This is a genomic window from Limnothrix sp. FACHB-881, assembly GCF_014698135.1.
Lineage (GTDB): Bacteria > Cyanobacteriota > Cyanobacteriia > CACIAM-69d > CACIAM-69d > CACIAM-69d.
In genome coordinates this window covers 293,793-312,622 of record NZ_JACJSN010000002.1, presented here as the reverse complement: position 1 = coordinate 312,622, position 18,830 = coordinate 293,793, and the positions used below count along the sequence as shown (strand labels likewise).

Annotated in this window: 14 protein-coding genes and 1 tRNA gene; 7 read left to right on the top strand and 8 right to left on the bottom strand. The window is 50.1% G+C overall.

Translation table 11 applies throughout. The features are described 5' to 3' along the window. Window positions 1-13: 13 nt before the first annotated feature. The 3 genes from H6G52_RS03775 to H6G52_RS03765 all read right to left on the bottom strand — a co-directional run bounded on the left by H6G52_RS03775 (window position 14) and on the right by H6G52_RS03765 (window position 5,024). Window positions 14-2,284 (bottom strand): NHLP family bacteriocin export ABC transporter peptidase/permease/ATPase subunit, encoded by a 2,271-nt coding sequence (locus H6G52_RS03775; protein WP_190526637.1) that lies wholly within the window; start codon window positions 2,282-2,284, stop codon window positions 14-16. Between the two features lie 104 nt (window positions 2,285-2,388). Then, the gene (locus tag H6G52_RS03770; RefSeq protein WP_190526520.1) at window positions 2,389-3,909 is read right to left on the bottom strand and encodes an NHLP bacteriocin system secretion protein; all 1,521 of its coding nucleotides are present in this window, start codon (window positions 3,907-3,909) and stop codon (window positions 2,389-2,391) included. Between the two features lie 89 nt (window positions 3,910-3,998). Then, window positions 3,999-5,024 (bottom strand): cyclic nucleotide-binding domain-containing protein, encoded by a 1,026-nt coding sequence (locus H6G52_RS03765; RefSeq protein WP_190526519.1) that lies wholly within the window; start codon window positions 5,022-5,024, stop codon window positions 3,999-4,001. A 359-nt stretch (window positions 5,025-5,383) separates the two neighbouring features. Between H6G52_RS03765 and H6G52_RS03760 the strand changes: the two genes are divergently transcribed. The 5 genes from H6G52_RS03760 to H6G52_RS03740 all read left to right on the top strand — a co-directional run bounded on the left by H6G52_RS03760 (window position 5,384) and on the right by H6G52_RS03740 (window position 11,665). After that, the gene (locus H6G52_RS03760) at window positions 5,384-7,543 is read left to right on the top strand and encodes an adenylate/guanylate cyclase domain-containing protein (protein WP_190526517.1); all 2,160 of its coding nucleotides are present in this window, start codon (window positions 5,384-5,386) and stop codon (window positions 7,541-7,543) included. Between the two features lie 268 nt (window positions 7,544-7,811). Next, on the top strand, window positions 7,812-8,210 hold the full coding sequence (locus H6G52_RS03755) for a hypothetical protein (protein ID WP_190526515.1): 399 nt from the start codon (window positions 7,812-7,814) through the stop codon (window positions 8,208-8,210). Window positions 8,211-8,254: 44 nt separating this feature from the next. Beyond that, window positions 8,255-9,253, top strand: a complete 999-nt coding sequence (locus tag H6G52_RS03750) for a zinc-dependent alcohol dehydrogenase family protein (protein WP_190526513.1) — start codon at window positions 8,255-8,257, stop codon at window positions 9,251-9,253. Between the two features lie 113 nt (window positions 9,254-9,366). Further along, window positions 9,367-9,951: a Uma2 family endonuclease gene (locus H6G52_RS03745; protein ID WP_190526511.1), complete on the top strand. Its 585-nt coding sequence runs from the start codon at window positions 9,367-9,369 to the stop codon at window positions 9,949-9,951. 25 nt (window positions 9,952-9,976) lie between these two features. Next, a complete protein-coding gene (locus tag H6G52_RS03740; RefSeq protein ID WP_190526509.1) occupies window positions 9,977-11,665 on the top strand; it encodes a glycosyltransferase family 39 protein in 1,689 nt (562 codons plus the stop codon). Window positions 11,666-11,789: 124 nt separating this feature from the next. Here H6G52_RS03740 and H6G52_RS03735 read toward each other — a convergent pair whose 3' ends face one another. Continuing rightward, window positions 11,790-12,752 (bottom strand): protochlorophyllide reductase, encoded by a 963-nt coding sequence (locus H6G52_RS03735; RefSeq protein WP_099533996.1) that lies wholly within the window; start codon window positions 12,750-12,752, stop codon window positions 11,790-11,792. Between the two features lie 69 nt (window positions 12,753-12,821). On the opposite strand from H6G52_RS03735, the gene H6G52_RS03730 reads away from it, so the two are divergent. Both H6G52_RS03730 and H6G52_RS03725 read left to right on the top strand, forming a co-directional pair. After that, window positions 12,822-12,998: a hypothetical protein gene (locus H6G52_RS03730; protein ID WP_158234469.1), complete on the top strand. Its 177-nt coding sequence runs from the start codon at window positions 12,822-12,824 to the stop codon at window positions 12,996-12,998. Window positions 12,999-13,162: 164 nt separating this feature from the next. After that, a tRNA-Met gene (locus H6G52_RS03725) sits at window positions 13,163-13,235 on the top strand. Between the two features lie 972 nt (window positions 13,236-14,207). On the opposite strand, the gene H6G52_RS03720 is transcribed toward H6G52_RS03725, so the two are convergent. The 4 genes from H6G52_RS03720 to H6G52_RS03705 all read right to left on the bottom strand — a co-directional run bounded on the left by H6G52_RS03720 (window position 14,208) and on the right by H6G52_RS03705 (window position 18,791). After that, window positions 14,208-14,942 (bottom strand): calcium-binding protein, encoded by a 735-nt coding sequence (locus H6G52_RS03720; protein ID WP_190526507.1) that lies wholly within the window; start codon window positions 14,940-14,942, stop codon window positions 14,208-14,210. Window positions 14,943-15,770: 828 nt separating this feature from the next. Further along, complete coding sequence (locus tag H6G52_RS03715) at window positions 15,771-17,075, bottom strand: dihydrolipoamide acetyltransferase family protein (RefSeq protein ID WP_190526635.1); 1,305 nt, start codon at window positions 17,073-17,075, stop codon at window positions 15,771-15,773. Between the two features lie 174 nt (window positions 17,076-17,249). Continuing rightward, a complete protein-coding gene (ilvN, locus tag H6G52_RS03710) occupies window positions 17,250-17,768 on the bottom strand; it encodes an acetolactate synthase small subunit (RefSeq protein WP_099533066.1) in 519 nt (172 codons plus the stop codon). Window positions 17,769-18,068: 300 nt separating this feature from the next. Then, window positions 18,069-18,791, bottom strand: a complete 723-nt coding sequence (locus H6G52_RS03705; RefSeq protein ID WP_370567073.1) for an ABC transporter ATP-binding protein — start codon at window positions 18,789-18,791, stop codon at window positions 18,069-18,071. Between the last annotated feature and the right edge of the window lie 39 nt (window positions 18,792-18,830).

Here is an 18,830-nt window from a genome sequence, read left to right as displayed (position 1 = left end):
CTTTAACCATGGCTCATCCCGCTTGAATTAACTGAGCATAAGCTCCCGGAATATCCTTCATAGATTCGTGATTGCCTCGCTGGACGACCTGTCCGCGATCAAGTACCACAATTTCATCACAATCCCGAATTGTACTGAGCCGGTGCGCCACCACAATACAAGTGCAACCCCTGCGACGAATATTGCGATCAATTTGCTTTTCAGTTTCTGCATCGAGGGCGCTAGTTGCCTCATCCATCACCAAAATTGAAGGATTATTAACTAAGGCTCGTGCAATTTCTAGTCGCTGTCGCTGTCCACCACTCAAGTTAGCGGCACTTTCTAGGAGCTTCCCGTTGAGTCCCCCAGAAATCGCCATGACCACATCTAAAATTGCAGCATCTTGGCAAGCTTGTAAGAGTTGGGCATCTGGAATTGTGTCATCCCAAAGAGTGAGGTTATCTCGTACTGTTCCCCCAAACAGAAAGATCTCTTGCTCCACCATCGATAGGGAGTTAGTCAGAACTGCTCTAGGAACTGCTTGACGAGGAATACCATCAAATAAAATTTCTCCTTCCCAGGGTTCATATAGTCCCGTAATCAGTTTCGACAATGTAGACTTTCCAGAGCCACTACCTCCCACAAAGGCAATACGCTGTCCAGGGCTTAAAGAACAACTAAAATCTTTAATTAAAGGTGCATCTACTCGACTATAGCCAAAGGTGACATTTCGTAACTCAACATAGCCCTGCAAACGAATAATATCTGTTGGCATCGCTAGCTGAATGCCTTGGCTATCCGTTGAGTTAGCCCGTAGAAATTTTTGGTCTAAGCCAGCTTGAAATACTGGATCAATGGGATTTTGTAATACGTCATCCAGACGGTTCATACTGCCACTTAATTGCTCAATTTGACTGCCTAGGCTAACTAGGCTACCCACTGGCTGTTGAAACCGATTCATTAATCCCTGAAAAGCAATCAGCATTCCAACCGTGAGGTAGCCATCCATGACTCGAAGTCCGCCCAAGATTAGGACGATCATGGTAGATAGTGACGATAGAAATGCGGGTAAAGACCCTAAAACCAGCTCGCCTTTGAGTAGATCTTGTTGAGCAGAAATGGACTTGGCATAGTAACCAGCCCACTTTGAAAAAAAATCAGATTCTAGAGCTGCTGACTTAATCGTTTCAATACTTTGTAGTCCGCCAATTTCCAAGCCTGCAATTTTACCAAGATCTTGATTAAGGCGCATATAGTTATCAGTTCTTTGGCGAGAAATCCACCGCAGAACAGAAATATTGATGATTACAAAAACAATAGCAATAATAGTCAATACTGGATCATAAAACACCATCATCGTGCCATAAAAAAGAGTCATAACCGCATCGATCACACTGCGGGTTAATTGTCCAGATAACAAGCCCGCCACCTGATTGTTTAAACCAAGACGACTGCTGATTTCACCAGCAAAGCGCTGGGCGTAAAATCCCACTGGTAAGCGCAAAGTATGCCATAGAAATTGACCAGTTAGCTGAATTGAAAGACGTAACTGAAGATAGCGTAACTTCTTAAGCTGTAATAGCACTAAGCCTGCTTGCACGATTGTCACCAGTGCCATGGTACTCAGTAGCGGCGGAATCCATTCCACCTGCTTTTGAATCATAATATTGTCAATAAAAATCTGAGCAAATGCTGCGATTGAAATGCCTGGTAAAACCAAAACAAATCCTGTTAAAACACAGAATAATAATTCTGATGTTGATCCTTGAAGTCGCTTCCATAAAGCCGTAATCATGCTTGGCTTTCGTCCGCCTCGCTTGAAGTCAGGGCCGGGCTCCATGATCAAAACAACACCCGTGTAAGACTCTCGAAATTCTTGATCGCTGACCTGGCGCGGCCCCGTTGCCGGATCGTTCAAGAAAACTTGATCTTTACCAAAGCCCTCGACAACTAAAAAGTGGTTAAAATTCCAAAAAATAATGTAGGGTGGCTTAATTTCTCGCAATTGATCGATTTCTTTTTTGAACCCTTTAGCTTGTAACCCAAAAGTACGAGCAGCTTTTAAAATGTTTGATGCCTTACTACCATCCCGCGAGACTCCACAACGAGTTCGCAGTTGCGGTAAAGGAATAATCAATCCATAGTGAGACAAAATAATGCCTAGGGCCGCAGCACCGCACTCAACAGCTTCCATTTGCAGCAGTGTAGGTGTCCTCACTCGACTATTACGCGATCTCGTTTTTTGAGCTTTATTAAACAGGAACGGAAAGGGTAAAAACGGTCGGATTTTTTCTGAAAGTTGCATAGCCACTGGCAGACAATTTTGAAAAGTGGTTTAATCATTTAAGCCCATGATAGTAGTGGCTTAATTCTAGTCATACTTCCTGATGACGTTCTTGCCAGCGAGCATCATTGGCTCTCAAATCCCAGATGTGATGTTTGCAAGTGATCGAGAGGTACATTCATCGCTAACTTGGGCTTTCTGTCACTGCCAAATTCTTGCAAAAAGGGCAACAAGAAAGTGATCGGAGCACGCTCCTCAATCGTAATTCGTACTGTTACGGTGGTGCCAGGTGTGATCATCTCTGAGGGGCCTCGAGAGGATGACCACTGATAACCACTGTCAGTTTGAGAGTCGGCTCTTAGCTTTGCTTCAACCCCAATTACAGCACTATTACCTGCTAACAAACCTTGTACCAGATCAGCATTCCCGATCGCCGCTAAGGCTCCTTCTTTCGTCACGGGCAGAGCAGAAACCTGAGTGACCTCGCCCAGAATGCCTCCAAAGCGCTCACGTTGAACTGTGTCGGGAATCACGATTATTTTCATCCCTGCTTTGACTCGCTTGCCATCTTTAATCGCTAAGTAACCCATGCCCCGCATGGTATCGCCCTGATTAATCGTTTGGAGATAGCCTAGTTTTGTCCCTGGTTGCACCACTTGTCCTGGTTGAGCGTTCACTTCAATTAAACAGCCTGCCTGGGGACTAATAACTTGGCTATTATTATTGATTTGCTGATTGAGACGAGTAATTTCGCGACTCACATCCTGAAGCTCCCGATCTCGCAGAGTGTTCGTATCCAAGGTTTCTTGATTGAGACGAGTATCTCGCGCTTCTAGCTCCTGTAATTGAGCTTGTAATTCCCCAGTACTTCGCAAGTTTTCAAGATATCGGCGCTCAGCCTCCGTGCTTTCTACATCCAAGGCTTTCAGTTGCGCTTCAATTTCTGCAACAGTTTCTTTGGATTGAATATAGGCTTGCTCGATCTGCAACAAATAGTCCCGATTAATTGCCCCTTGTGCTTGCAAATTTCTGAGATCTTCCACACGCTTGCGTCGCACAGGTACTAATGATCGGGCATTGGCCAACCGTTGTTCTAAACTGCGACGCTGCTCCTGCACAGCACCTAGCCCCTTGTCCCGTAACACTGGAGCTAATGCTTGGGTATCCCGCAGCCGTTGACGCAAACTAGCCCGAGATGCTTCGATCGCACTACGTTCTGTCTGGGTTCGTCGACTAGTCAGCATTCGAGAATCCTGAGTTTGAGTCCGTAATTGTCCCAATTTCCCCTGGGCTAAACGCAGTTGTTGACGCAAGTCTAGGGGGTCAATTGTTGCTAAAATATCACCCTTTTGAACACATTGCCCACCTCGTACTTTCACTTCTGTCAGTTGCCCAGCGATCGCAGACTGAAAGTCCATAATTTGGCGTGGTTGCATCAGCACTCCGCGACCTTCCACCGTCACGGGAATGCGTCCCATCACGCTCCAAGCTAACCCTGCCAAAACCAAACTGCCAAATGTAGCCAACATCAACCAATCCAGCGGGTTAACAACCTGCATGAGTTGATCAAGCCGTTCTGGCGAGGATAATCGCTCTAAAGATTCTTGCCGGAATAAACCTTCTGCCTTTTCGTGATTAGGTGGCATGAGGATAGGTTTGAGTAGGGTTTTATAGGACTTTCATAGACCTAATATAGATAGATCTATATTAGGTCTATCTATATATATAGATAGACCTAGCGACGCAGTTGTTGAATCATCCAATCAAAACGAGTACCGGCAATAGCTGTTCCCTCTAAAACATCAAAATCCAGCTCATCCTCTACTTCAATCTCTTCTGAAAGAAGATTGATCGACTCTGATGTTAAATGGGCTAAACCTCCTTGGACTAATAGATCTTGACAACGAGTTGTCATAATCTGAGCCAAGGCTTGATAAAAACGGCTAGCGAAGCCCTGATCCATACGCATTTTTTCTGAAAGCGTTGATTGAGGAACACTCAAGAACCAGGCATTTTCTAGAGTTTTGACTGTGGCTGATGCTGCTCCTCCATCAACGAAGGACATTTCCCCTAAGATATCGCCCTTCACACGCTTGGCAACTTCAACTTCTTGAATGGTTGCTCCTGCTCCAATATTAATGTAAACACCTAGCACACCATCGAGCAGTAAATAAATTGCAGGAACCGCTTTCCCTTGCTCAATCAGGGAGGTTCCTAGGGAAGCTCGTTCAGCAGTGCCCTGGGCTAGTAACCATGCCACATCACTATCATTGAGTGTGGCAAAGACTCGCAGTACTTTTCGGAGTGGTTCTCCCTCTTTGACTTGACGTTTAGCCATCAAAACAGATAATTGTCTCAAGCGTTCTGATAGCTTAGTGGCTAAAAATCGGTAGAAGCGAGCGGCAAAATCTCGGTTACGAGTTAGTTGCTGATTTAATGACTGTCTGGGGATCTCTAGGACTTGGGTATCTCCGGCAGCGACAACAGAAAAGGGTGCTACTGGGTGACCCAAAATCGTGGTTTCTCCAATGAGAGCCCCACTGCCCAAAGCAATTTGATCTATACGATGAGTGCTAGCATCAGGCAGCTGAATAGCCAGCTCACCCTCCAAAACAATGTAAATGGCTGAACTTTCCTGATTAGCTTGTATTAGGGTCGAATTCGTTGATCGGGATTGAGTCTTGCCAATTGTGAATAGCCACTCACAATCGACTTCTGAAAACAAGTTAAAGTGAGTTAATGATTGACAAAAGTGGAGCATAGGAAGGGGGTTCTACTGCCAATATTGATTTCTTGAAAAAAATGGCTACAGTTTGGCTCCTGAACACTTTTCCGAAGAAGATATTGAGTGAGCTAATTACATAATAGGCCTGATTGAGTGATTGATGGCAATCCTGATTCAAATCTCAATATTTATTAAATGTCCTTTGTCAATATTTCGATGTTAACCTAGTGACCGAAGACCAACTGAGTTTTTTGAACTTGTACAATTTGTTACATTTTGGCTATCATCCAATGAATAGTTCATTTTTTTGAAAAATTAAATTTTCCCAGAAAATCGTCTTCAGAAAAATTAACGAACTGCCCATTACCAACCCAAATTCCTATCGAGATTGAGATATGACTCACAATAGTCTAAAGCTTTTGACATCCAAAAATTTTCGACTGCGGTCTGCATTGGTAGTTCCATTTACACTGCAAATTTTGGTAACAGTTGGGATTGTAGGCTACCTATCTTTTAAGAATGGACAAGAGGCTGTTGATTCTTTAAGCACTCAGCTTCAAGAACAGGCTCAATCTCGAATTCGTCAACGGCTTGATAGCTATTTAGCTTCACCATCTCAGGTCAATCAACTTAATTTGGAATCGATCCAGCTAGGCTTATTACAACCTCAGGATCAAACTAATATTAGGCAGTACTTCTGGCGACAAATGCAGGTTTTTCCAGAGATCAGCTATGTCAATATTGGTATGGAGTCTGGGGATTTTGTAGGAATTGGTCGGGAAGACCATGGTGACTTGTATCTAGAGCTAATGCAAGCAAGTGACAACTACCGATATAAGCGGTATGTGCTTGATCGTCAAGGTCAACCAGACAAACAGTTCACTAGTCAAGAATACCGATTTAAAGAAGAAGGATGGTATAAAAATGTGATTAGTAGCGGTCAGCCTCGCTGGAGTGACGTTTATCAGTGGAGCGATCGCCCTGAGATCATTTCAATTTCCTCTAGCTATCCAATTCTGGATCAGAACCGAAAATTGGTTGGTGTTTTAGGAGTTGACTTTGTTTTATCCCAAATTAGTCAATTTCTTAAAACACTTCAACTTGGTAAATCTGGTCGAATATTTGTGATTGAACGAAATGGTCTGATTGTTGCGAGTTCGAGTAACGAAAAGCCGTATTGGGTAAGTCAGGGGAAGGCCCGTCGCCTGAATGCTTTGAAAAGCCGAGATTTATTAGTGCGAACAACAGCTGAGTACCTAAAGAAACAATTTTCTGATCTCAGAAAAATTGATCATGATCAGTCTATGGACTTTCAAAATCAAACGGGTGATCGCCTCTTGGTTAGGGTTCAACCTTGGCAGGATCGTCTAGGGCTAGATTGGCTGATTGTCACTGTAGTTCCTGAATCAGACTTCATGGGAAAAATTAGTGAAAATACTCGAAATACGGCACTACTGTGTCTTATAGCGTCAATTGGTGCTGTTATCTCGGGACTATATAGCTCTCGTTGGATTACGCGCCCAGTGCTGAAGTTGGATGCGGCAGCTAAGCAAATTGCGGCTGGTAATCTCGACCAACATGTGGAAATAGACAACCTATTCCAGATTATTGAAATTACCAACCTATCTAATTCCTTCAATAGCATGTCCAATCAATTGAAAGCATCATTTACGAATCTTGAAACTCAAAAAAATTCCTTTGCTAGGTTTTTCCCTCCTGAGTATTTATCTTTCCTGAATAAACAGGACGTAACAGATATTGAGCTAGGCGACCATATCAGTAAAGAAATGGCAGTGATGTTCTCGGATATTCGATCGTTCACCACTTTGTCTGAAAAAATGACTCCTCAGGAGAATTTTGATTTTGTTAATGCTTATTTGCGGCGTGTCTCACCGGAAATTCGTGCTCATAATGGATTTGTGGTGAAATTTCTGGGCGACGGCATGATGGCTGTTTTTCCAAATGGTGTGAATGATGCATTAGCTGCTGGTGTTGCTAAATCACATCAGGTGCAACGGTATAACGAAAAGCGGCAAGCGGAGGGTTTGGTGGCAATTGATGTGGGAATCGGCATTCATGTGGGCCACATGATGGTGGGGATGGTGGGCGAGCATAATCGTATTCAAGGCGATGCCTTTTCTGATAATGTCAATTTGACTGCTCGCCTTGAGGGATTGACCAAGTTTTATGGTGTTTCTTTGCTAATTTCGGAAGATGTTTTAGTTCGCTTAAGTCACTCAAATCAATACAAAATTCGGTTTTTAGATCGAGCGGTGGTTAAGGGGCGTAATGAGCCGATAACTGTCTACGAGGTGTTGGATGCTCAACCAACGGAGTCTTGCTTGTTGAAGCTACAAACCCAAGCAGATTTTGATCAGGGAATCCAAGCATATTGTCAGGGACAACTGGTTCGAGCGCGGGATGCCTTCCAAAAGGTACTAGCGGTTAATGCTGCTGATAAAACGGCATTTCTTTATTTGAAGCGAATCGATATTTTAGTAGATCAGGGCGTTCCTGAAGACTGGACAGGGGTATGGAGCTTTAGTGAAAAGTAAGGTAGTGCCGTAATTCAGTAATGATGAGCCAGTGAAAGCTTTGTGGCGTAAGCAATTGCTTGCCAAAAATTCTCATCTCACAGGCACTACCACGTTGATATGTCAACTGAGATACCCGTATGATTGAGCTTGAAAAATAGGTCTCTCATGCTGATCAAATCTTGATCAAGAATGAAGGTCAACCAGATCTCAAAAAATCTCCGACTGCTGAGCACTGAGTAATTATGCTCAGGTAAGCTTTTGAGAATAGGTTTGACGATTTGAGAGAATGAGCATACCACTGGCGTATTACTTTTTGATTGTTTGGGGTAAGAATTACATCTTCTTGCCCCTTTTTTATAACCTGAATCTGTCATTCAACACTTCTGATCTATCCTGTACAACTATTCGAGTTCTAAATCTAGGTGATCGCAACAAGCCCAACCTAGCTCTGATTGAGAAGCGACGACAACTCGTTAATGCCTTATTGTGGGAGCATGGCATCAATCCTGATCAAGGGCTAATGCAAGACTTGGAAGATGATGAGTTTTTATATGACTTCTATGAAGAGATACTTTATGATTTACAAAAACCTCAAGGAGAGAAGTTAGATGCCTCTGCTCCAGTAGCTGTTAGCATTATCCGAAGTTGGCTGAATTGTAAAAATCCAGCTAAGAAAAGTAAGTAATTGCCTTGAAAATATCTCGATGATATGGACTGGAGAGCAATTTGATGAAAGCGATCGCCCTGAGTCAGCCCGGTGGGCCGGAAAATTTGCAGCTACAGGATTTGCCCCAGCCGGAGATTACGGCGGGCCAGGTGTTGGTGAAGCTCAAAGCGGCCGGCATTAACCCGATCGATACCAAGTTACGATCGCGCGGCACGTTTTACCCCGACACAACGCCCCAGGTGTTGGGGTGTGATGGTGCGGGGATCATCGAGGCGATCGGCTCCGAGGTGACGGGGTGGCAACCGGGCCAAGCGGTTTATTTTTGCTATGGCGGGTTGGGCGGCCCGGCGGGTAACTATGCGGAATGGGCGGCGGTGGATGCCCGCTGCCTGGCCCCCAAACCCGATCGCCTGAGTTTTGCGGAAGCGGCGGCGGCTCCTTTGGTGTTGATCACGGCTTGGGAGGCCCTGCGCGATCGGGCACGCATCACCGCTGGTCAAAAGGTGCTGATCCATGCCGGGGCCGGGGGCGTGGGCCATGTGGCGATTCAGTTGGCCAAGCTCTGGGGCGCGGAGGTGGCCGCTACGGTCAGCACGCCCGAGAAGGCGGATTTTGTGGCTGGGTTGGGCTGCGATCGCCCGATTCTCTATCGCCAAGAGGATTTCGTCAGCGCCTTGCAGGGCTGGACGGGCGGCCAAGGCGTAGATATTGCCTTTGACACGGTGGGCGGCGAGTTGCTGACGGCCACCTTTCCGGCGGTGAGGCCCTACGGCGACGTGGTGACGATTTTGGAACCTGCGGCCAACACCAACTGGAAAGTCGCCCGCAATCACAACTTGCGAATTGGGTTGGAATTGATGCTCACACCGCTTTTGAAGCATTGGGATGCGGGCTTACGACATCAGGCGGAGATTTTGCGTCAATGCGCGGCCTGGATTGATGCGGGTCGGCTCAAAATTCAGTTGCACCAAACCTTCCCGCTCGATCGCGCCGCTGAGGCCCACCAACTGCTGGAGCGTGGCGGTTTGATTGGCAAGCTGGCCCTGGCGATCGATCCCTAATTTCAGACTGCAAGTTTGCGACTTTGAACGGCTGGGCCATCGCGCAGAATCATCCCCGAATGGGATTTGAATTCAGTGGCTATGCTGGAGAGAGTTCCTGCGATCGTCCTGCTATGACTGCTTCTATTGCCGCCCAGTTAATTGCTGCCAGCCTCACACCTGACGAGTATCGCGCCCTTGAAGAAAAAAGCGAAACTCGCCATGAATATTGCGATGGAGTATCAATCCCCATGACCGGTGGCAGCTATCGACATAGCCAAATTATTACTAACTTGATAGTGCTGCTGGCTACAGCCTGGGCCGAAACGGAATATACCGTCCATGCCAATGATTTGCGCGTTTGGTTACCGGAATGGCAAATGGGCACATATCCGGATGTGTTGGTCATTACAGGTGAGCCACGCTTCACCGAAAATCGCACTGATGAAGTGTTAAATCCTACCCTGATCATTGAGGTTTTGTCGCCTTCAACGGCGGATTACGATCGCACGAAAAAGTTTAGTAAATATTGCTCCATTCCTGAGTTCCGAGAATATCTGTTGGTGGCTCAGGAAGAACCGGCAATTGATCGATTCTGGTTGGGTGAAGACGGCGACTGGCGTTGGCGAAGAACCGAAGGATTGACAGAAACCTGCTCGATCGCCACCGGCAATTTAGCGTTACCCCTGTCCAAAATTTATCGATCGGTTAGCTTTTAAATTCGGTTACCCATCAGCATTGCCCATGAACCCGACTCGATCGAGCGCCTCATCTTGGCAAACCGTCATCCGTTGGGTGGCGATCGGCTGTGTTGTGTTGGGCATTGGCCTTCGTCTTTGGGCCATTGATCACAATATCCTTTGGCACGACGAAGTACTAACGGCTGTCAGTGCCGCCGGCCATCGTTTGCCGGTGCTCCAGGCTCGTGAATTTGCCAACAAACTGGTCATGCAGCCGGAGTTGGTCGCCTATTTGGGGCCCAAGGGACAGCCTTGGCACACCGTTTTTGCTTCCGTGATTGGCAATCCAGAGCATCCACCGCTCTATTACCTGTTAACGCGGTTTTGGATGGAATGCTTTGGCAGCAGTGCCCTTGCCCTTCGGAGCTTGCCCACGATTTTTGGGCTGGCGGTTTTTCCTGCTCTGTACTGGGTCTGTTGGGAATTAACCCGATCGCCCTTGGTGGGTTGGGTGGCCATGGCGCTGGTGGCCCTGTCCCCGTTTCATGTGCTGTATGGGCGAGAGGTGCGGGAATATAGCCTGTGGGCGGCGTTGCTGTTGGTGTTGGGGGCGCTGCTGCTGCGTGCTTTGCGGTTAACAGAACGGGCGGCCACTTGGGGTGATCGGGTGCGGGCCTGGTGGCCCTACAGCTTGGTTTTGGCGCTGGGGCTATACACCTCCCTGTTGACGGTTTATGTGTCCGTAGGTCAAGGGTTGTATGTGTTGTGGCTCGATCGGGGGCGACTGGGCTGGCGGGTGCGATCGCTCATTCTGGCCGGCTTGGCCGGTGGGTTGCTGTTCTTGCCTTGGGCGCTGGTGTTGTTGAACCATTGGGAAGCCGCTCGCCAGCTCACCGCCTGGATGACTGCCTATGAAGAGCCGCGCATTCAAGTGCTCCGCCGATTGGTCATCCAAGTGTTGCGAGGGTTCACGGATTGGGTTCCCGTGGGCGCTGGTTGGTGGGGGGCGGGGCTGTTTTGCGCGATCGCCCTGGGAGTCTTGATCTGGCTGCAACGGCAGTTTCCCCTGCGGGTGAGCGGTTGGGTGCTGACCCTCACGTTGGTCTCCACCAGCCTATTGGTGATCCCCGATCTGTTCGATGGCGGGCTGCGCTCCATCTCAACGCGCTACTGGACTCCGACCTATCTGGGGCTGCAAATTGCCCTCGCGATTCTGATTGCCCAATCCCTGACCCAAGGGCAAACCCTGCGCCGCAGTCTCGCCGCGATCGGGGCCAGCCTGTTGTTAACCATTAGCCTGCATGGTAGTTGGCAATTAATCACCGCCACCACCAATTGGGCCAAGGGCATTAGTGTTAGCTTGCCTGCTTTTGCGGAACAGATTAACGCCGCCGCGAACCCCTTGGTGATTGCGGATGGATTTGGCTATCGAGTTGGCAACACCATCGCCCTGGCCCTACGTCTGCGGCCCAATATACCGTTCTATTTGGTCTCAGATTTTCGACAGGTCAACCCCGGTGATTTGCAGTTGTTGAAAACGGCGATCGGGCAAATGACTCCACCGATTAGCGATCTGTACGTCCTGAACCTGATGCCCCCGTTTCGCGAGGCGATCGAGGCAGAATTAAAAGGGCAAATCCAACCCCTCGGCGGTGACAATATGGCCTGGCTCGATCGATTGCAACTGCCTTCCCCGATCGCCGCCCAAAAGCCCATGCCGTTAAATTCAAACCTTGAGCAGTTCAAACTTTAACGAAATTCAAACTTCAACAAAAAAGATAAGAATCAAAAAGATCAGAACAAAAAAGACAAGAGGTTTAAACCCCTTGCCTTTGAACGATTGCCATTGACCGCAAATTGCTAATTGCTAGCAATTTCTAGGCCAAATTCACCAGCTTCAGGGTCAAATCCCACATTCTTTGACCCCGTTGCTCATCGCGGGCCTGAGGTGAGACCCGTTGCAGGAAGGCTTCGCGACCCTTCTTCTGGCGGTTGCCCCAGCTAAAGTAAGCCCCCGACTGCTTGAAGTCAGGATCTGCCACCACCTGAGCTACCCGATCGCCCGCCAACTCCTGGGACACATAGCCCCCAGTGATGTTCTTTTGGAACCAGGGGAAGATGGTTTGGAACAGGGGATAGTGATTGCGGAAGAGGGGCGTATCGGCCACACAACCGGGATAGAGCGAAGAGAACGTAATTCCAGTGGACTCATGGAAGCGACGGTGCAACTCGCGCATGGTCAGCACATTGCAAACCTTGCTTTCCTTGTAGGCCCGCACCGGCTCAAACTTCTTGCCATTGGCCATGCAAATCGGATTTTTGAAGCCCTGTGCAAAGCCTTCCAGATTGCCCAAATCGGGCTGAGGCGGAATTTTGCCCCCCAATTCGTCGGGGTTGTGGGTCACCGTGCCTAAAATCACCATCCGCCGATCGGGATAGTTCGAGAGCTTCATGTCATCCAACATCAGATTGCACAACAGGAAGTGGCTCAGATGGTTGGTGGTCATGGTCAGTTCATAGCCCTCAGGACTCCAAAGCGGTTCCTTAATCAAGGGCATATAAATGGCAGCGTTACAGACCAGCGCATCGAGCGATCGACCCAGCGATCGAAAAGCACTGACCAACATCCGCACGCTGGTGAGGTTCCCCAAGTCCACTTGGAGCACCGTATAGCTATCTTGAGGAATGCCCGCCTCGGCCGCCGCCGCGTGGGTTTTTTCCAAATTCCGGCAAGCCATCACCACATACCAGCCACGATTGACGAGGGCCTTAGCGGCGTACAGCCCGACTCCCGAGGAAGTACCGGTGATGAGGACGGTGGGTTTTTGCTGTTCTGCCATTGCTGTTGTGCGGTTTTATCGTGATGGGTTACTAAAAAAAGGGGGCAGAGCAACTGGCTCTTGCGCCTCATGCCGATCGAAACCGACGGTAATCGCCTCGATCGCGATCGGGAACGCTTTGCTCTGTTGAATGATGCCACCGGGCCCAAACGGGGCCAGGCGATCGCATCCTATCGAGAATCGCCTAATTGCGCGTCGCGAAAGGCGAAAACCTCAACCAATCTTAAAATCTTGGCCGGTTGTTGAGAATTTTGCAGGGTGGCATCCAAATTATTTGGCTAGCACCCTTGCGATTTTTCATCCATGGCGTATAATACATACTCGCGTCAAAAATATTGAGTTTTGTTCCGTTAGCCAAACGATCACCACTCAATCAATCTCCGTAACCTAGAGATTCGAAGACGCACTAAGGCTCAGTAGCTCAGAGGTTAGAGCAGGGGACTCATAAGCCCAAGGTCGCAGGTTCAAATCCCGCCTGAGCCATCGCTGAAACGCTTGCGCTGCAAGACTTTTAGATTGCTTGCAACAGTATTCAGAACTGTAAAAGTAAGATCATTTTAAGATCATTGGCCATCGAGCTGATTTTCAAATGGTCAGACTCCCTGTTTGCCGCACTAGCAAGCTTGAAGCGGAACATTAGGCTAGTAGACTTCTTTCACGAATCAGTTAGAAGCCCTCATCCTTAACCCCTTTCCCAAAATGGACTGATCAACGGTCATTTTGTAGGTTGGGTTGAGGCACGAAACCCAACAACAGTAAGGCTCGTGGTGATTGAGTTGGGTTTCGCAAAGCTCAACCCAACCTACCGGAGAACTGCAAGCGATCGGAAGTTAGCCTCCAACAAGAACGCGATCGACTGTTTAGGTCGATCGCGCTAATGATGCTCAACGAAAAAATGCAAGCGCACCCAGGGCATGGCCACCTCCAAGCTGGCCCGCGCCATGCAAATTCCCGAGTCCTAAGATTGAGTTGAGCTTTCTAACCCAGATCGATTCTTGAAGTACTTATAGGTGTTAGCCTTTGTACCTCGGCCTAACCCTATGCTGCTACTCCTTACCTGATTCCTTTTTTGCGGTGACGGCAATCAAAAGAATCGGGAAATTGATATTGATCTGATGAGGCACTGAGTCAGACTGCTTCAAGACCGTAGTCAGAAATACTAAGCATGAAGCGAGAATATTCAGCCAGCGATTGGATGGTTTAGACATGGTTTTGACCCATCTAATTCGCCCTGAAACGCAAAACCGCCGAAAGGCGCGGCGCATTGCGTTCCTTTCGGCGGTTTATACTCTATTGTAATCGCTAGTACCCGTTTGTCAAGATTGGGGCTGAGGATTACGGTCTGACTTTTGCTGACCGTTCCCAAATGCTCTGTACCTTATTCCCCAGTACTGATAAAGACGCAAAGCATCGAAAAATCGCTCCCATGCAGGGCAAACAATATGAGTATCAGTATCAACTGACAAAGTTGCTGGCTGTAAAGGATTGTGGGGTGAGGAGTGGTGACGAGCCAGTGAGGTCGAAGACAGCAAGAATTTGTCCTGAGCCTTTCACCCTAATCACGACATCAGATGGACTGACTGATGAAAGGCTAGAGAAATTTTTCCTAACCTCACTGGCCACAAGACCTGCTTGAGCAACGGTGGAGATGACTAAATTATCAAAAGTTAGTCCTCCGCCCAATTGAATGACATCTTGACCGGGCGCAAAGTCGGTGATGTAGTCAAATGAGTTATCAGCCAAAGGAGATATAGCAAAGGTATCTAGCCCACTTCCACCTATTAGGACATCAAATCCTAAATCTCCTGAGAGGAAATCATTGCCGAGATTGCCGCTTAAGTAGTCGTTTTCGCGTCCACCAAACAGTTGATCATTACCATCATTGCCCCACAATGTATCTTGGCCCAGGTTACCAAATAGGAAATTGCCATTCGATTCTCCTGGCCCTAGTTGGACTCTGCCATAGATCACATCATCGCCACGCCCACCATACAGTGAGTCTTCTCCCAACCCCCCAAAAATGGTGTCATTGCCTTCATTTCCAAAAATTTCGTCGTTGCCACCCTCTCCAAAAATCTCATCGTTGCCGCCAAGTCCCAGCGTGCGGCGGCCCAAATCAGTGTCGTAGATGGTATCAGCCCCAGAAGTTCCCTGAGCGTCAGGATTATTCAGAACAGAAATGATTGCCATTGGTTTTTGTGAGAACTTTTGAAATCCTAGCACAAAGGGTCAGGACTCAGTATTAGTCCTGACCCACCATGGTGATGCTTCAAGTATGATTGCTCTCGCAATTGGAGTGGGAAGGCTAGATCGGGTGCTCTGCGCTCCTTGGAAGGTGGGGGCTACGATGCAGAGCATAGGAACGATTCAAAACGATCCAATGATCAAAATAATTTAGAGGCGGCATCAAAGGAACTCAGAAATCCACTGGGCATTCTCGGCTGGCATCCCCACGCCCATAAATTCTTCGACACTAGACCCATCCGCGACTCCTCGGTAGGCCCAGCGGTTTGCCCGGTCATCCCATTGCATGATGATAGTGACTTGGTAACCCATAGGGTCACTAGGGCGTTCCTTGATGAAACAAATTGCTGCCCCCCATTCCACGTAAGCTTGAAAGCGATCAATGGTTACCTGTCCTGATCTCGGGACTTTCATCACCCGTACTACGTGGTTAAAAGCGGCGCGCTGGAGATCGAAGAGCTTGTTGATCCGAGGATCAGCGGGGTCAACGAGTCGCTGAGCAACCACCGGAGATACCAGAGGAACCGGAGTAGGCGGTGCAGGCAGAGCGGAAACGGGGGAAATTAGGGGGAACATAGGGGTGCATAGTACGTAGTCTGATTTTCCCACGCAGATGGCGGGAATACCGGATTCGGACGATCTGCATTACCCAAGTCAAGATTGCGGGCTATGATGCAGGGCTTCTGGGATGCGTTCCCATGCTCTGCATGGGAACGATCTACGACTTAACGACTAGCCAGGTTAGGTTTGCGGCTTGCGTCAGCCTCCCAGGGTTTACAGCGTCAGGGATTGCACATCGCCTTCGATTAGGGCGGCCAAGTCGCGCAGGAAGCCTGCCGAATCTGCACCGTAGATGATCCGGTGATCAGCGGTCAGGTTCACTTGCATCACCCGCTTCACGCCCAACAAACCGTCATCGGTGGCCACCACAGTCGGCTTGGATGCGCCCACGGCCAGGATTGCCCCTTGGCCCGGCGGCAAAATTGCATCGAAGCGATCGACCCCGAACATCCCCAGGTTCGACAGGGTGAAAGTGCCGGTCGTGTACTCATCTGGCTGCAACTGCTTGCTGCGGGCGCGGGTTACCAGGTCTTGCCAGTTGCGCGACAGGGAATAGAGATCCACCTGGTCGGCATTCTTCAGCACGGGGGTGATCAGGCCACCATCAGGCATGGCCACGGCCACGGCGATGTTGATGTCGCTGCGGTAGGCGATCGCGTCAGGGGCATAGGCCGCGTTCACCACCGGGTGCTTGCGCAGGCTGAGGGCCACGGCCTTGGCCAGCAGGGCGGTCATGGTCACGCCCTTGGACTTCACTTGTTTGTAGAGTGCGTCCAGCTTGTCGGTGGTGATTGAGTAGCCCACGCGGAAGGTGGGAACGCTCAGGCTGACCATCATGTTGTTGACCACGGCCTTTTGCAGGGTGGTCATGGCCACGGCTTGACCGGGCATGGGCGGCAACGGCGCAGCAGCGGCAGCCGGAGCGGGAGCAGCGGCGGGCACGGCTACGGGCGCGGCGATCGGGGCGGGGGCAGCGGCCGGGGTGCGACCGGCGGCCCGTTCCACGTCTTCAGCTACGATCCGACCATTGGGGCCCGAACCGGTCAGGCCACTCAGGTCAACTTTCAGTTCTTTGGCCAGCTTCTTGGCGCGGGGCGAGGCGATCGTGCGGCCGCTGGGGCTGGCTGCGGGGGCGCTGGCTCCATTGCTGGGGGCAGCGGCCACGGCCACCGGGGTGGCAACGGGCGTGGCGGCCGGGGCCGAAGCGGCGGCCGGGGCAGCGCTGGCTGCGCCACCGGACAGACCGGCCGCTTGGGCCTTGGCGGCTGCAATTTCCGCTTCGGTTTCGGCAATCAGGGCGATCGTGGAACCCACAGGGGCGGAACCACCGGCATCAACAACGATCGCGGCCATGTAGCCCTCGTTAAAGGATTCCACGTCCATGTCTGCCTTGTCGGACTCGACGATGAGGATCGTTTCGCCTTTGGCTACTTTGTCGCCCGGCGCTTTTTCCCACGAGACGATTTTGCCTTCGGTCATCGTGGAGCTAAGGGCAGGCATGAAGACTTCGTGAATCATGGGCCGATCGTACCGGGGAACGCTAGGACTTGAATGGTTGGGCTGCAATTCGCCAAAGTCAGATTTTACCGTCTGTTGGGGACGGTGGAGGCGTTGGTTGGCGATCGAGCCGTCAGAGTCAGGGATCGATCGTGTCACGCCGGGTGCTCACCGGTCGGTGGCCCCGGGAGCGCCCTAGTTGCGGAGGTCAGCAGATTTCAGATATTCCGTGTTCACGCCCGATTCACGGGTGAGGGCAATTTTGCCGGTGCGGGCCAGCTCGCGCACGCCAAATTTTTCCAGCAATTGCAGAATGGCTACCATCTTGCCTGGGTCGCCCACCACCTCGATCGTGAGGGAGTCGTCAGACACATCCACCACCCGCGCCCGAAAAATTTGCGCCAGTTCAATAATTTCTGATCGGGCACTGCTCGGCGCATTTACCTTCACCAACATCAACTCCCGTTCCACACAGGGCACTTCGGTGATGTCTTGGACTTTGATCACGTTGATCAGTTTGTAGAGCTGTTTAACGATTTGCTCAATGATCCGGTCATCGCCGGACACGATCATCGTGATTCGCGATACGCCCCCTTGCTCGGCAGGGCCGACGGCCAGGCTTTCGATGTTGTATCCCCGGCGGGCAAAAAGACCCGCGATGCGCGTCAAAACGCCGGCTTCGTCCTCGACAAGTACAGAAAGGGTGTGTTTCATGGTTCGGTGAAAGGCTGATGGCCAGAGCGGGCGATCGATCGGGTGCATCCCAAAGGTGAATCACACCCAATTAAGGTGAATCGCATCCAATGTTGATCCCAATTCCCAATCGCATTCCAAATCTTGCGACAGCCTTTCAGTATAGAAGGCTGGCGAGATCTGTGGGTGCAAGGCCCAGGTTCGGAGTCTGTGGACTGTTCTTGGGGATAACCGATCGGGGATCGCACAGCCAACGGATCTTGAGGTAGGAATTAGAGCAACGGGATGGAAGGACGAGCGGCCAACCAACTATTGGGCGGCCTAGTGGGCGGCAGCGCCACCGAGGTAGAGTTCCGCCACTTTTGGATCGTTGAGCAGATCGCGGCCGGGCCCCGTGAAGCGATCGCGCCCTGCTTCTAGCACATAGCCCCGATCGGCCATTTCCAAAGCCTTGCGGGCGTTTTGCTCAACCAAGATAATCGAAGTGCCCGTGCTGTTGATGGCCTTAATTTGCTCAAAAACGTCGTTGACCAAAATAGGCGAAAGCGCAGCGGAAGGCTCATCCAACACCAGCAACGCCGGTTCCAGCATCAGGGCCTTGCCCATGGCCAGCATTTGCCGCTCACCGCCGGACAATGTGCCCGCTCGCTGGTGGCGGCGCTCGTGCAATCGGGGGAACATGGTGAAGATGCGTTCCTTCAACGACCCGATCGGTCGTTCTAGGATGAATGCGCCCATTTCCAGGTTTTCTTCGACCGTGAGCGATCGAAACACGTTGGCAATTTGCGGCACATAGCAAACGCCCCGTTGCACCACTTCATTGGCCTTCAGGTGCCCGATCGACTCGCCATGGAACAAAATCTGGCCCCGATTGGGGTTCAGCAGCCCCGCGATCGTTTTGCCCAAGGTGGATTTACCCGCACCGTTGGGGCCAATGATCGCCACCAGTTCGCCAGGGGCCAGGGTCAAATTCACCCCTTGTAAGATGTCGAGGCCCTTCAGGTAGCCAGCGTATACGTCTTGGACTTCAAGGAGAACTGACACGATCGAGCAGGGGTGGAAGTTTCAACTAATCGTAATACC

Excerpts from the sequence above, each read along its gene's own strand:
- H6G52_RS03775 (WP_190526637.1), bottom strand. The coding sequence starts at position 2,284 with ATGCAACTTTCAGAAAAAATCCGACCGTTTTTACCCTTTCCGTTCCTG.
- H6G52_RS03770 (WP_190526520.1), bottom strand. The coding sequence starts at position 3,909 with ATGCCACCTAATCACGAAAAGGCAGAAGGTTTATTCCGGCAAGAATCT.
- H6G52_RS03765 (WP_190526519.1), bottom strand. The coding sequence starts at position 5,024 with ATGCTCCACTTTTGTCAATCATTAACTCACTTTAACTTGTTTTCAGAA.
- H6G52_RS03760 (WP_190526517.1), top strand. The coding sequence starts at position 5,384 with ATGACTCACAATAGTCTAAAGCTTTTGACATCCAAAAATTTTCGACTG.
- H6G52_RS03755 (WP_190526515.1), top strand. The coding sequence starts at position 7,812 with ATGAGCATACCACTGGCGTATTACTTTTTGATTGTTTGGGGTAAGAAT.
- H6G52_RS03750 (WP_190526513.1), top strand. The coding sequence starts at position 8,255 with ATGAAAGCGATCGCCCTGAGTCAGCCCGGTGGGCCGGAAAATTTGCAG.
- H6G52_RS03745 (WP_190526511.1), top strand. The coding sequence starts at position 9,367 with ATGACTGCTTCTATTGCCGCCCAGTTAATTGCTGCCAGCCTCACACCT.
- H6G52_RS03740 (WP_190526509.1), top strand. The coding sequence starts at position 9,977 with ATGAACCCGACTCGATCGAGCGCCTCATCTTGGCAAACCGTCATCCGT.
- H6G52_RS03735 (WP_099533996.1), bottom strand. The coding sequence starts at position 12,752 with ATGGCAGAACAGCAAAAACCCACCGTCCTCATCACCGGTACTTCCTCG.
- H6G52_RS03730 (WP_158234469.1), top strand. The coding sequence starts at position 12,822 with ATGCCGATCGAAACCGACGGTAATCGCCTCGATCGCGATCGGGAACGC.
- H6G52_RS03720 (WP_190526507.1), bottom strand. The coding sequence starts at position 14,942 with ATGGCAATCATTTCTGTTCTGAATAATCCTGACGCTCAGGGAACTTCT.
- H6G52_RS03715 (WP_190526635.1), bottom strand. The coding sequence starts at position 17,075 with ATGATTCACGAAGTCTTCATGCCTGCCCTTAGCTCCACGATGACCGAA.
- ilvN (WP_099533066.1), bottom strand. The coding sequence starts at position 17,768 with ATGAAACACACCCTTTCTGTACTTGTCGAGGACGAAGCCGGCGTTTTG.